The sequence below is a fragment of the Paraburkholderia dioscoreae genome, from assembly GCF_902459535.1.
Lineage (GTDB): Bacteria > Pseudomonadota > Gammaproteobacteria > Burkholderiales > Burkholderiaceae > Paraburkholderia > Paraburkholderia dioscoreae.
Genome location: NZ_LR699553.1, coordinates 21,533 through 34,060, shown reverse-complemented (window position 1 = coordinate 34,060; position 12,528 = coordinate 21,533). Strand labels below are relative to the sequence as shown.

Here is a 12,528-nt window from a genome sequence, read left to right as displayed (position 1 = left end):
TACCTGATGTTTTGCTCTTTTTGGGGCGATATACCAATCCCAGCCTTTCAGTCCTCAAACTCATCGACGTTGCGTTCATTGGGCTTGATGACCTCGCGCAAGACACGAAGTGTCTCGCAGCCATCTTGCCTGATCTCGGCACGCTCGACGTGCCGGCGCGCAAAGCAATGCTGAAGCTGCTTCTCGGTGCCATGCATGAAGGCTTCAGAGAGACAGCGTGAATGGCGGGAGTGGCGCTTCCGCTTTGAAAGAGATGATCAGCAGAATCTCACAGACAATGCCGCTGATCTTAGAGCGCTAGGCGAGTCAGAGCAGTTTTTGCCCGCCTTATTCTGTTCGCCGACAATGGAACTTGGCGTCGATATTTCGGCGTTGAATGCCGTATATCTGCGAAATGTCCCGCCAACGCCTGCAAACTATGCCCAGCGAGCCGGTCGCGCTGGGCGCTCCGGGCAGGCCGCCGTCATCGTGACCTATTTCGCCGCCCAATCGCCGCACGATCAGTATTTTTTTGAACGACGCGGTGAGATGGTGGCTGGACCCGCATCTGATGCGCAATGTCTGCCCGTGAAATACCGAAAGACTCGCGCAAAACTTGAGCGCTAGCGGTTAATGCCCGGGCGACACAAAACCAAGTTATGCGTTTAGTGTTTTTCTCAACCCGCATTCCACTGACATGTAGGCGCGGCTCGTCATTTCTACGCATTTAGCAGGCCTGGCGACAACGCCACGCCAAGAACACGCGGTACAAAGCACGGGCTTGGTGCGAGCCCAAGGCGATTGCGGAGAAGACCGATCTGCTCAGCAATTGGCAGGGCGTCGCCATGTGCTGCTTTGCAAGAGACGCACAGATCCGAAGAAAATGCGAGGCAGGGAACCCAACCAGGAAGGCAAGCAGACACCATCCAACCTGCGGATATGAGCCGTCACAAACCTCCAGGTACACATCGTTCATGCTGAACACGGTATAGGCGTCAGCGGCCTCGTCGGCGACCGGTTTGCGGACGTCTATGCGCCGCGTCGCTTCACTCTCGTCAACTGGGCGATTCAACCCCACCCTGGTCATGTAGTCATACGCCATATCTTCTCGCTTACGCTGCCCTAGCGATTCCTCTTAAGCTCCGAGGCAGCTCGCGAAACGACTCGGCGGGCAGCGTCAAGCAGAAGGTCCGGCTTACCGACATTCATCTTGGCCGGTCGGCCGAGGTGATTGTCGCTGTTTAGCTGGCCATGGTTGTCGCTCCGTTCGGGTTGTCAGTGGGTAATTGACGGCGTCGCTCCTTCTGTTTGTCGCTGGCTTTGCGGCGCCGGTAGCTTTCGACGTTCAGCTCGAAGATCACCCAATGGTGGAAGCGTAAGTTTCCAGGACTCCATCCCCGCTTTTGTAATATGTGGCATTGCAACGCCATGTGCTGCACGCTTGATGTCGTCAGTGATGCGACTCAGTTGGTAATAGGCGAACTGCTTATACACTGCCTCAGAAGGAATCACGTTCCAAATGTGATAGTGAAAGATTGCCTTTGGTCCTCGCCATATATATGGCCCAAAGGTAGCCTCGCTTGAACGTCGCGGAAGCAGGCGCGGATTTCGTACATAAAAATGGCGAATGGATTCCGGGATTGTCGAATAATTACCGGCATTGACGATATCCGCCATATCGTCAGCCGCGCTGCCACCGCCCGCGTTAAAAATGACGCTCACCAATGCGTCGTATTCGTACTGATAAAGCGGCACGTGAATCTTGGAATTGATGGCCTTTTCTGTGCGTACGTGGACTTGCCCCTGCATGACCGGACATGCGGTCACGCTTAGGTTGGTGAATCTGCTCGCTGGCGAAACTCGCGTGGTGAGCAGTATTTCAGGGCGCTGTGCGGATGCGACTCGTTGTAGTGGTCAAACGCGATGGCCAGGTTGTGCAACGCCGTTCTCGCGTCCGGCTTGGGCATCCACGAGACGTAGTCTCTCTTCATCGTTTTGACGAAGCTCTCGGCCATTCCGTTGCTCTGCGGACTTCTGACCGGCGTCGTGATGGGTTTCAGGCCCACTTTTTTCGAGAACGTCAGCGTCTCCTCGGCAATGTAGCAGGAACCGTTGTCGCTGAGCCATTCGATTTCGTTGTCGGCCTTTAACGCACCATCGAAACGGTTTTCTACAGCTTGAAGCATGACATCACGCACCATGTCTCCGGTATAGCCTCCAGTGGTCGCAGCCCAGCTCATGGCTTCCCGGTCACAGCAGTCCAGTGCAAAGATGACGCGCAGCGGCGAGCCGTCATCACAGCGGAATTCGAAGCCGTCCGAGCACCAGCGCGCATTGCTCTGGTCCACCGCGACCCTTCCATCGTGCCGGCGCCTGGATTCGGGATGTCGAGGGCGGCGCTCAAGCAGCAGGCCGTGGGTATGCGTGACCCGATAAACCCGTTTTGCATTAACCCGAGGCTGTCCCTGTGCCTCCCGGTTTCGGCGTAGGAGAGCCCAGGCGCGCCGGTAGCCGTAAGTAGGCAAATCAGCAACCAACTCCTGGAGCTCGGCAACGAGCGGCATGTCGTCACGGGCGGGTGTCTTGCGCTTGTCGACCCATTCGGCGTCGCGCTTTATTTTCACTGCGAGATTAGAGCGCGACACACCCAGGACATTACAGACCGTCTTCATCGGTCGTCCCCTGGCAGCAATGGTGAGCGCGCAATCAATTTTTTTGCCCGGCCGTACTCCACTGCTTCGCGGAGGATTTCCACTTCCATCGTCTTCTTGCCCAGCAATCGCTGGAGTTCACGAATCTGTTTCATCGCTTCGGCCAGGTCCGATGCCGGTACCACATGCTCGCCGGCACTGACCGCTGACAGGCTTCCGTCCTGATAGAGCTTGCGCCAGGCGAACACCTGGTTTGCATTCACTTGATGACGACGGGCAACTCCGGAAACGGTTGCGCCGGGCTCGAAGGTCTCGCGCACTATCGCAAGCTTTTCCTCGACAGAGCGCCTGCGGCGCTGTTCGGGCTGGGTCAAAACTTCAATGGGTTCCACGTTAGAGCTGGGCTTAAACATAGGCGTAAGACTACCTCAAAGTTTAAGCGTTCCTCGTGTCCGGTTTTCACGGGGGCCGCCCCAGTACGAGATCCGCACGCAGTAGCTGTTGTCCGCGTTCAAGCGTGATCGTGTCGCCTGCATGGAGATGGTCGGCTGGCACAACGAGGTGCCCGCACCCTACAGTAGGGTTGCCTTGGTCGTCGTTGTAGACTGTCAGGATCATGCCATTGGTGACGTGATAATCGTGGTGAGTGTGATTGCTGTAGAAGATCCGGACCACGCCGTTGAGGCTTCCGCTCTCCCACTCGGCTAAGAATGGCAACACGCGGTCGGACGCGTGCCACGGCTTTGCGAGTCGCTCACTTGTATCATCCGGGGTTCGCTGACTTCGCCAAACACCATGGGTTCGTGCCGCGCGTGTGCAAGCCATACCGCGCGAAGACGAAGGGCAAGGTCGAGCGTATGAACGGATACAACCTTGGCGGCTTTTGAGACCTTTACCTCGAAGGAGCCGCACGTGCACCGAGGGCAGAAATCGGAGACACCCGTGCACCTGATGCTCCTCCGCAGTCAAATTGCGCGGAGGCGGCTGCTTTGAAGCAATGTTGACCGGACCGGCCTCCGTAGTAATTTCTTGGCACCCAAACGCGAAAAGGCTGCGGGTTGATGATCTGCAACCCTTTCCATTCGTCAATGGGGCAATTCGAGCATTCCAATTCCCGATCTCCCCCCTAACGCATACAGCGTGGACCTAGCGATGAGTGCTGTCTGAAGACAAGCGCGAAAATCCAATCATTTCCGTACATTCGAGTCCAACTAACCCAGCGCCAGTCCAATCATTTCTGTTTCCCTGCACGATTCCCGACCACTGCATCGCGAGCGCGACCTAAGGGTATTCCCGATTTCTAGCGCTTGCCAGTCTTAAAACTCTGGCGCCAGCCGCAATCACTCTTACGGCCTTCGCGTAATAGTGGCGGTGACTTCACGTCTAAGTAGGCCAGTCTCATTAACTACGTCCCACAGTCGCAAAACTGTGGCGCCAGTCGCACTTACTCTGGCGCCCTACGACAACAACATGTAGCGAGACTTAAAACGTGAGATTTTTGGGCCCGTCAGACAACACGCTGCGGACTGTGGGACGCATCGGATGAGATTTGGGGAAGCATCGCGTGAGATTTTTTTGCACGCAGCTGAACCGGCATGACAGCGGGGTACCTTCCTGGCGAAGCTCTCCCATCGCCATCGCCCATAGGGCCGTCGTGAGCGCCCTATCTCGATGCACGCCGGCTGTCAAGAAATGTCCAAGTTTCTGAGACTGGCCTACTCACGCGCCAAGCAGACAGCGATGGCTGTTTAACGAAGCAACTACCGAGTTAAACCCCTCTCTATTTCGTCTCAGGCCAGCCGTTTCAGTGACTGGTCGAGGCGTCGGCGTCTGCCCGTCGCAATCCGACCTCGAGGGCACTCATGAAATCCCCCCGCCTCTGTTTCGCGTGTGGCAACGCGTTCGTGCCGCTGGTGCATGTTCCTCGTCAGCGCTACTGCTCGTCGGAAGCTTGCCAGCGCGCCCGTCGACGCGACTGGCAGAACCACCGGCTCCGTATCGACCGTGACTATCGCGACAACCAGGCCCGTGCTCAGGCGAGATGGCGCGCAGGCCACTCCGACTATTGGCGCGAATATCGAGCTGCACATCCGGCGTACCGCGAGCGCAACAGCAGCATGCAGCGGATGCGCAATGCACGGCGGAGTTTCAAGCCGATTGCAAAGATGGATGTCATCGAGCTCCCCCGGCCGCTGGGCTCTGGCTTCTACGTGCTGTGTCATGCGGATGATGCCAGCGCTGCAAAAATGGACGCGTGGACCGTCCACATCGCCGTGCTGTCTGCGCCGCCAGCACCGCCCATGTGATTGCAAAGAGATGACGTGATACACATTGGCGTTTGGCCTGCTACCTTTGCCTTGTCACCGTTCGCTTTCAAACGCCACCGCCTGATGTGAAGCCGCGGCGTTCGTACTTTGGGGCTCCCCTTGCGCTCGGTGCCTGCCGCGTGTCTGTGTCTGAGTTGCGGAGCGGAGAATGTCATTCAATAACGCGGGTGGAGCTGTCGTAGCCGGTTCCCTGGCAGGAAGGGCGGCTGAGTACGTCCGCATGTCGACCGAGCACCAGCAGTATTCGACCGAGAACCAGCGCGACCGAATTCGGGACTACGCGACCCGCCGCGGATTCGAAATCGTCCGCACATATGCCGACGAGGGTAAAAGCGGTCTTCGAATCGACGGTCGCCGGGCACTCCAAAATCTCATCTCTGATGTCGCCAATGGCAAGGCCGATTTCTGCGCAATCCTCGTCTATGACGTGAGTCGCTGGGGGCGATTCCAGGATGCCGACGAGAGCGCGTATTACGAGTACATCTGCCGCCGTGCTGGCATCCAGGTTGCGTACTGCGCCGAGCAGTTCGAGAACGACGGGTCGCCTGTCTCGACCATCGTGAAAGGGGTAAAGCGGGCAATGGCTGGCGAGTACAGCCGCGAATTGTCCGCGAAGGTGTTCGCCGGCCAGTGCCGTTTAATTGAGATGGGCTTCCGGCAAGGAGGCCCAGCCGGCTATGGGCTTCGCCGGGTATTGGTCGATGAGCACGGTCTCATGAAGGCGGAGCTGTGCCGGGGCGAACATAAAAGCCTGCAGACGGACCGGGTAATCCTCATGCCGGGACCGGAAAGCGAGGTGCGAACTGTCAATCTAATCTATAACTGGTTTATCGACGAGTCGCTCGACGAATACGAAATCGCAGCTCGCCTGAACGGCATGCACGTGCGGACCGACCTTGACCGGGAGTGGACACGGGCCACGGTACGGGAAGTATTGACCAACGAGAAATACATCGGCAACAACGTATATAACCGTGTGTCGTTCAAGCTGAAAAAGATGCGGGTGACCAACACACCGGACATGTGGATTCGAAAGGAGGGAGCATTTCAGGCAATTGTGCCAGGCGAAACGTTCTACACGGCTCAGGGCATCATGAGAGCGAGGGCGCGGCATTACTCGAATGAGGAGCTAATCGAACGATTGCGCAACCTGTACCGCAGTCGCGGGTTCCTGTCCGGCGTAGTAATTGACGAAACAGATGGCATGCCTTCTACGTCGGTCTATGTGTACCGATTCGGCAGTTTAATTCGCGCCTATCAGACAGTCGGTTTTACTCCTGGCAGAGACTATCGATACATTGAGACCAACCGCTTCCTGCGACAACTGCATCCGGAAATCATTGCGCAGACGGAGAGGAAAATCGCGGATTTGGGCGGCACGGTGATGCGCGACCCGGCAACCGACCTGCTGACGGTCAACGACGAATTCACGGCGTGCATCGTGCTCGCGCGCTGCCAGGCGCATGACAATGGCCGAAATCATTGGAAGGTGCGCTTCGATACGAGCCTCCTGCCGGATATAACAGTCGCGGTGCGCCTCGACCAAACGAATGCATCGACGCTGGACTACTATCTTTTGCCACGTCTGGATTTTGGACAACCGCGTATTCACCTCGCCGACCAGAATCCAGTCGAGTTTGAGAGTTATCGATTTGATACGCTGGACTACCTCTATGGCATGGCCGAGCGTGCGCGCCTCAGGAGAGTAGCGTGAACGCGCGGCAGCAGCCCGGAGAAATCCGGATGGTCCCCATCTCCCAGATTGAAGTCATCAATCCGCGAGAACGCAATGGCCGGGTTTTCAATGAAATCGTCGACAACATCAAGACCATCGGTCTCAAGAAACCCATCGTGGTCACGCCGCGAGCAACGGCCGGCGGCATAGAAAAATACCTGCTCGTGTGCGGCGAGGGGCGATTGAAGGCATTCCGCACGCTCGGAGAAGCGACTATTCCCGCACTCGTGGTGAGCGTCAGCGATGAGGACTCGTTCGTCATGAGTCTGACGGAAAACATCGCGCGCAGACAGTGTCGCCCACTCGAACGGCTCGCCGGCATTCGGCAATTGCAGGAGCAGGGATATGCGCCGAAGGTCATTGCCGAAAAGACGGGTCTTACGCCGGCTTACGTTCATGGCATCCTCGCGCTACTGCGCCAGGGAGAAGAGAGACTTGTCGTTGCGGTGGAGAAAGGCGTCGTCCCCCTGAATGCGGCCCTCATGATTGTTGGCGCCGGCGACGACGACGCTGAAATACAGGCAGCGCTCCAGGAGGCCTATGAGTCGGGAAAATTGCGGGGCAAGCAACTGATGAGCGCTCGCCGCGTCATCGAGCGCAGAAAAGCACTTGGGCGAAGCACGGCGCACAATATGACAAGCAAATCCGCCGCTGTCACCACATCGAGTCTCGTGCGGACGTATGAGCACGAGGTAGAACGTCAGAAGTCCATGGTGAGAAAGGCCGAGTTTACGCAACAGCGGTTGCTATTTGTGGTCGGTGCATTGAGGCAACTGTTTGCCGATGAGAACTTCATCAACCTGCTGCGCGCGGAGGGACTGGCCAGCCTGCCGAAGTATCTTGCCGAACGCGTTTGGCCAAGCGGGAGTGTTGTCGCGCGCAGTTGTAAATTGATACAGCAACGCAGTTAGGAATTGATACACCTCGTTGTAGGGTTGCTCCTTTTGGGCGGCCCGTGATCAGCTACGAGGAGTACATGGAAATCGAGATTCTGCGTCGCCAGGGAAACAGCCTTCGGGACATCGCGGTCGAGACCGGCATGGCAGTCAACACAGTCAGGAAGTATCTGGAATCGGGTCCGCCGCAGCGTAAGGCCCGTCAGCCAGTCGTCGGCAAGCTTGCGCCCTTCAAGGCCTATTTGCAGGGCCGTGTCGAAGCAGCGAAGCCGGACTGGATTCCGGCGACGGTGCTCAAGCGGGAGATTGAGGAGCGCGGCTACACGGGCGGTTTGCGTCGGGTGCAGGAGTATCTGCAGAAGCTTCGCCCCGCTGCACGCCCCGACCCGGTGGTCAGATTCGAGACAGAGCCGGGACATCAGATGCAGATGGACTGGATTGAGTTTCGTAAGCCGGGGCACAAACTCGGCATGCTCGCGGCGTTCGTTGCGACGTTGGGCTACAGCCGTGTCAGCTACGCGGAGTTTGTCACCGACATGCGTATCGAAACGCTGCTGGCTTGCCATGTGCGGGCATTCGAGGCATTTGGCGGCGTCACCAGAGAGATCGTGTACGACAACATGAAGACGGTGATTCTGAAACGCGATGCCTATGGCAAGAAGCAGCACCGATATCATCCGGGGTTCGCTGACTTCGCCAAACACCATGGGTTCGTGCCGCGCGTGTGCAAGCCATACCGCGCGAAGACGAAGGGCAAGGTCGAGCGTATGAACGGATATCTGCGCTATAGCTTCTGGGTCCCGTTGGTTTCAATGCTCAAACAGGCAGGGCTCACAGCCGACTGCGGCCTGTGCAATGAGCGCGTCAGGCTGTGGTTGCGCGACGTCGCCAACGTCCGGGTGCATGGCACTACCAAACGGGTTCCGGCCGAGGTGTTGCTCGAGGAGCGGCCGCATCTTCTGCCACTGCCGGCACCATACGTGGGACGATCGGTTCGAACGGGAGCGACGCCACATCAGCAGCCGAAACCAGCATCACGGTACGCGACCTCGGAGTGGAACAAACCGTTGCAGCACCCGTTGTCGGTCTACGACGCGTTCAGCCGCGCACAGGAGGTAAGCGCATGACGCCGCAGCTCGAACGACTGACTGTGTTGTGCAAGCAGCTCAACCTGCTGCACTTGCCGACACAGATTGCGCACCTCGGCCAGATGGCCGCCAAACGCGAGCTCGGCTATCTCGACTTCCTCGAACAGGCCTTGAAGGATGAAGCGATGGCACGCGCGGAGCGAATGCGCCGGATGCTGACGCGTCTGGCTGGATTCCCGGCAATCAAGACGCTTGATGAATTCGACTTCGAATTCGCGCTCGGCGTACCGAAAGCATTGGTTCTCGAACTCGGCAGTCTTGCCTTTGTGGAGCGTGCCGAGAATGTCGTGCTGCTCGGACCCAGTGGCGTTGGCAAAACCCATCTTGCCGTCGCGCTTGGATATCGTGCAACGCAGGCCGGATTTCGCACCCGCTTCATTACTGCCGCCGATCTGCTGATGCAATTGACGACAGCGTTGCGGCGTAACCAGCTGGAGGAAACTATCAAGCGGATCACGAAGCCATACAGGCTTCTGATCATTGACGAGATGGGGTATCTGCCCATGGACCGGGAGCAGGCGAACCTGCTCTTCCAGGTGGTCGCCAAACGGTACGAAACCGGAAGTCTCATCCTGACCAGCAATCTTCCGTTCGGCCAGTGGGACCAGACCTTCGCTGACGATGCAACGCTCACGGCGGCGCTCCTCGACCGGCTGCTTCATCACGCACACGTCGTGCCGATCTCCGGCGACTCGTACAGGCTGAAGGAAAAACGTCAGGCCGGCATGATCAACCGCATCCCACCACCGCACCTGAACGACGCGGACGATGTCAAACGCAAACGCAACTCGAAGGAGGCAGCACTCAGCTAATAACCGTATGCGCAGGTGTATCAAATTCAAATTGCGTTTGCGTCCGAAGCTGTATCAACTTGAGATTGCGTTTGACAGTGTCACATGACTGGCGTAACTCTTGGATTCATCCCCGAGCCATTGTCGGTGCCTGTCTCCAGTATCTTGCCATCGCGGAGAATACCCGCGTCCGTGGTCCAATCGCGCAAATTTCGACAGATACGAACCTCAATTGAGGAGGTAGGCCTTATCGAACCGCTTTCCGTAACGCCGGCGGACCAGTCTTCAGGGCAACATGTTCTGCTGGATGGGCATCTACGATTACTTGCCATCCAGGACTTGGGCCACGAACGGACTGCCTGCCTTGTCGCGACCGATGACGAAAGCTATACCTATAACAACCGGGTCAATCGCCTGTCGACAATCCAGGAGCACTATATGATTCGGCGCGTAATCGACAGAGGCGTATCACCCGAACGATTGGCAAAATCTCTTTCCGTGGACGTATCACAAATAGACGGCGTCAAGCAGCACGGCCGGTCAGCGACAACTATCTTGGCCGGTCGACGGGTTTAGTTGTCGCTGGCTAATTCATAATTGTCGCGCCTCCCTCGTAATTGTCGTCGGGTAATTGTCGCCGGCGAGCGCTCTGTTTGTCGCTGGCCTTACGACGGCGATAGCTTTCGACGTTCAGCTCGAAGATCGTCGAGTGATGGACGAGCCGGTCGATGGCTGCGACCGTCATACCGGGGTCGGGGAACACATCATTCCAGCCAGAGAACGGCTGATTGGCCGTTATTAAAAGACTTTTGCGCTCATACCTCTCGGCAATCAGTTCGAACAGCACACTGGTTTCGGCCTGGTCCTTGCGCGCGTACGACAGGTCATCCAGAATGATGAGATCGAAGCGATCGAGCTTCGCAAGCGCGGATGGCAATTGCAGGCTCTGGCGTGCAGCCTGCAGCTTCTGGACGAGTTCACTGGTGCGCGTGAACAGCACCCGGTAGCCAGCGTCGATCAACGCGTGTCCGATGGCTGATCCCAGATGACTCTTGCCGGCGCCAGGCGGCCCGAACAGGAGAATCGTGGCGCCTTTCTCCAGCCAGGATTCTCCGGTTGCCAACGCAGTGACATGCGCCTTCGAGACCATGGGCACCATGCCGAAGTCGAAGGTCGCAAGTGTCTTTGTCGGGTCCAGATGTGACTCGGTTCGGTGGCGCTCGATACGTCGTTTAGCTCGTTCAGCCAGTTCGTGCTCGAGCAATGCGCCGAGTAGCCGGGTGGCCGGCCAGCCTTCCTTGTCAGATCGTTCCGCGAACTCGGGCCACAACCTGCCGATGGTCGGCAAACGCAGCTCGTTGAGCATCAGGGCCAGACGGCCGTTGTCATGGGCGGGAGCGTTCATGCTGCCACCTGGTCGAGCAGTTCGTCATAGATCGCCACGGGTGGCATGTCGACCACCACTTCGGGACACAAGGCCTGACGCGGCGCGAACTCGTCGCGCAACTGCTTCAGATCGGGCAGCTCACCGGCTGCAAGCAACGCTTCAAGCCGTTCGGCCAGCACCGCTTCAACACCGTGGTGCCCCGCGAGTTCTAGCAGGCCCACCATGCTCTTGCAGGCCAGACGTTGCGACAGTTTCCCCTCGAGCTGCTCCCAGGTCCGGCGATAGGCTTCGCGAGGAAACAGGGCATCACGAAACGCAAGCCCCTTGAACGCCTGCGGCTTGCGCCTGAGTGAGTCAATGAAGTGTCGGTAATCAAGCGCGTGGCGGTTGTCGGCTGCACGGGAGCCTCGCGGCGTACTGTGCACCAGTGCGCCTGACAGATAGCAGTCGAGCCGGTCTCCGTAGAGACGCACCTTGAGGCGATGGCCGATCAGGCGCGACGGCGCGCTGTACAGGATGCCCCGCACGGTGAAAGTGCTGCAACGGGTCACGAGCGCCTCTTCCTCGGCGAAGTCAGTGGTGCGGCGTTCAGGCAAATCCTGCAACTGTGCACGCTCAATGCGAAACGCCGCAGCGTTGCGCCGGTTTCGGCGCATCACCACCTCACGGATGAATTCATCGTAGGCCACCCGGTCCGCGAAGTCGCGATGGCCGCGCAGCATCAGGGCCTGGTCGACCGCTTCCTTCAGATATCGATGCGAGGATTCCACGCTGCCGTTCTCGTGACCGAGACCGCGATTGTTGCGCGTACCCTCCATGCCGTAGTGATCGAGCAGCGCCGCGTAACGCGTCGTGAAGTCCTGCTGTTCGGTCAGGTTCTTGAAGGCGGCCGACAGACTGTCAGAGCGATGTTCGCGCGGGCAGCCACCTGCCTGCCACAGCGCGTTCTGCAGTCCGGCCGCGAGAGCTTCGAAACTCTCGCCGCCTTCAATCACATTCGCGTACTCCCAGCGCGAGAACGCCAGCACGAAGTGATACAACCGGTGGCCGAATGGCGCACCGCCAATCGTCACGCAGAGCTTGCTCATATCGGTGAAGTCCGACAGTCCGCGCACGCCGGGTTGATGCTCCTGGGGGAAGAACACCTCCAGATTAGGCCCTTCGAGTGCCCGCCACTGACGAATACGTCGCTCCAGTGTGCGACGCATGCTATCGGGATAACGATCCGGATGATCATCCTGCAGCTTGCGCAAGATCGTGATGCCCATCAGGTTGGGCGCGTTGCGCAGCCACGGTACGACTTCGCTGTCCCAAACGTCGACGAAGGGATCAGGGCGGGTCCGCCATGATTGACGTGGCTTCTGGGACGGCAGCGTGGCATCGCGCTCGATGCGTCGCGCCGTACGCACGCTGATGCCGGTCTTGGCGGCGGCGACTTCCTGCGAATGACATTTGCGCTTGTTCATGTAGAGACAAACCTGTTGGTCGGTAATGCGGGTTCCAGACATGAGCTGACCGCTTCTTCTTTAAGCTTCGATCAGCCCAATCCTAAAGCCCCGCCGACACAGCGCTGCCGGTGGCTCGTCGTCTCCGGCGGCTTCGCCGCCTACGACT

Annotated in this window: 12 protein-coding genes and 2 pseudogenes; 8 read left to right on the top strand and 6 right to left on the bottom strand. The window is 58.3% G+C overall.

The annotated features are described in order from the left end of the window. Positions 1 to 47: 47 nt before the first annotated feature. Positions 48 to 197: a hypothetical protein gene (locus PDMSB3_RS00165; protein ID WP_157187808.1), complete on the bottom strand. Its 150-nt coding sequence runs from the start codon at positions 195 to 197 to the stop codon at positions 48 to 50. Between PDMSB3_RS00165 and PDMSB3_RS37710 the strand changes: the two genes are divergently transcribed. After that, a complete protein-coding gene (locus PDMSB3_RS37710; RefSeq protein ID WP_084747782.1) occupies positions 196 to 606 on the top strand; it encodes a helicase-related protein in 411 nt (136 codons plus the stop codon). The two genes, PDMSB3_RS00165 and PDMSB3_RS37710, sit on opposite strands and share 2 nt — an antisense overlap. Before the next feature lie 648 nt (positions 607 to 1,254). Here the strand turns inward: PDMSB3_RS37710 and PDMSB3_RS00155 are convergent. The 3 genes from PDMSB3_RS00155 to PDMSB3_RS38380 all read right to left on the bottom strand — a co-directional run bounded on the left by PDMSB3_RS00155 (position 1,255) and on the right by PDMSB3_RS38380 (position 3,248). Further along, positions 1,255 to 1,788, bottom strand: coding sequence for a restriction endonuclease subunit S (locus tag PDMSB3_RS00155; RefSeq protein WP_197740196.1), 534 nt, complete (start codon positions 1,786 to 1,788; stop codon positions 1,255 to 1,257). Between the two features lie 20 nt (positions 1,789 to 1,808). Further along, a protein-coding gene (locus PDMSB3_RS00150; protein ID WP_165184177.1) for an IS3 family transposase occupies positions 1,809 to 3,043 on the bottom strand; the annotation gives its coding sequence in 2 pieces (ribosomal slippage) (positions 1,809 to 2,689 and positions 2,689 to 3,043; 1,236 coding nt in all). 46 nt (positions 3,044 to 3,089) lie between these two features. Continuing rightward, positions 3,090 to 3,248, bottom strand: coding sequence for a glycoside hydrolase family protein (locus PDMSB3_RS38380; RefSeq protein WP_407670557.1), 159 nt, complete (start codon positions 3,246 to 3,248; stop codon positions 3,090 to 3,092). A gap of 137 nt (positions 3,249 to 3,385) precedes the next feature. Between PDMSB3_RS38380 and PDMSB3_RS00145 the strand changes: the two are divergent. The 7 genes and pseudogenes from PDMSB3_RS00145 to PDMSB3_RS00115 all read left to right on the top strand — a co-directional run. Next, positions 3,386 to 3,499, top strand: a pseudogene (locus PDMSB3_RS00145) (IS21 family transposase); the annotation flags it as partial. 993 nt (positions 3,500 to 4,492) lie between these two features. Next, complete coding sequence (locus tag PDMSB3_RS00140) at positions 4,493 to 4,936, top strand: hypothetical protein (RefSeq protein WP_165184174.1); 444 nt, start codon at positions 4,493 to 4,495, stop codon at positions 4,934 to 4,936. A gap of 169 nt (positions 4,937 to 5,105) precedes the next feature. Then, the gene (locus tag PDMSB3_RS00135) at positions 5,106 to 6,671 is read left to right on the top strand and encodes a recombinase family protein (protein ID WP_165184172.1); all 1,566 of its coding nucleotides are present in this window, start codon (positions 5,106 to 5,108) and stop codon (positions 6,669 to 6,671) included. Further along, positions 6,668 to 7,603, top strand: coding sequence for a ParB/RepB/Spo0J family partition protein (locus PDMSB3_RS00130; protein ID WP_165184169.1), 936 nt, complete (start codon positions 6,668 to 6,670; stop codon positions 7,601 to 7,603). The genes PDMSB3_RS00135 and PDMSB3_RS00130 overlap by 4 nt, the downstream gene beginning before the upstream one ends. A gap of 44 nt (positions 7,604 to 7,647) precedes the next feature. Further along, complete coding sequence (gene istA / locus PDMSB3_RS00125) at positions 7,648 to 8,715, top strand: IS21 family transposase (protein WP_021163056.1); 1,068 nt, start codon at positions 7,648 to 7,650, stop codon at positions 8,713 to 8,715. Further along, positions 8,712 to 9,548, top strand: coding sequence for an IS21-like element helper ATPase IstB (istB, locus tag PDMSB3_RS00120; RefSeq protein WP_007176182.1), 837 nt, complete (start codon positions 8,712 to 8,714; stop codon positions 9,546 to 9,548). Before istA (PDMSB3_RS00125) ends, istB (PDMSB3_RS00120) begins: the two co-directional genes overlap by 4 nt. A gap of 84 nt (positions 9,549 to 9,632) precedes the next feature. Continuing rightward, positions 9,633 to 10,043: pseudogene (locus tag PDMSB3_RS00115) on the top strand (ParB/RepB/Spo0J family partition protein); the annotation flags it as partial. A gap of 70 nt (positions 10,044 to 10,113) precedes the next feature. On the opposite strand, the gene istB (PDMSB3_RS00110) reads toward PDMSB3_RS00115, so the two are convergent. Together istB (PDMSB3_RS00110) and istA (PDMSB3_RS00105) are read right to left on the bottom strand one after the other, a co-directional pair. Beyond that, a complete protein-coding gene (istB, locus tag PDMSB3_RS00110) occupies positions 10,114 to 10,932 on the bottom strand; it encodes an IS21-like element helper ATPase IstB (protein ID WP_011487989.1) in 819 nt (272 codons plus the stop codon). Then, positions 10,929 to 12,422, bottom strand: a complete 1,494-nt coding sequence (istA, locus tag PDMSB3_RS00105; RefSeq protein ID WP_011487988.1) for an IS21 family transposase — start codon at positions 12,420 to 12,422, stop codon at positions 10,929 to 10,931. Before istA (PDMSB3_RS00105) ends, istB (PDMSB3_RS00110) begins: the two co-directional genes overlap by 4 nt. Between the last annotated feature and the right edge of the window lie 106 nt (positions 12,423 to 12,528).

What these genes read in the sequence shown, in the direction of transcription:
- PDMSB3_RS37710 (WP_084747782.1), top strand. Translation starts at nt 196, where the DNA reads ATGAAGGCTTCAGAGAGACAGCGTGAATGGCGGGAGTGGCGCTTCCGC.
- PDMSB3_RS00165 (WP_157187808.1), bottom strand. Translation starts at nt 197, where the DNA reads ATGCATGGCACCGAGAAGCAGCTTCAGCATTGCTTTGCGCGCCGGCAC.
- PDMSB3_RS00155 (WP_197740196.1), bottom strand. Translation starts at nt 1,788, where the DNA reads ATGCAGGGGCAAGTCCACGTACGCACAGAAAAGGCCATCAATTCCAAG.
- PDMSB3_RS38380 (WP_407670557.1), bottom strand. Translation starts at nt 3,248, where the DNA reads ATGATCCTGACAGTCTACAACGACGACCAAGGCAACCCTACTGTAGGG.
- PDMSB3_RS00140 (WP_165184174.1), top strand. Translation starts at nt 4,493, where the DNA reads ATGAAATCCCCCCGCCTCTGTTTCGCGTGTGGCAACGCGTTCGTGCCG.
- PDMSB3_RS00135 (WP_165184172.1), top strand. Translation starts at nt 5,106, where the DNA reads ATGTCATTCAATAACGCGGGTGGAGCTGTCGTAGCCGGTTCCCTGGCA.
- istB (WP_007176182.1), top strand. Translation starts at nt 8,712, where the DNA reads ATGACGCCGCAGCTCGAACGACTGACTGTGTTGTGCAAGCAGCTCAAC.
- istB (WP_011487989.1), bottom strand. Translation starts at nt 10,932, where the DNA reads ATGAACGCTCCCGCCCATGACAACGGCCGTCTGGCCCTGATGCTCAAC.
- istA (WP_011487988.1), bottom strand. Translation starts at nt 12,422, where the DNA reads ATGTCTGGAACCCGCATTACCGACCAACAGGTTTGTCTCTACATGAAC.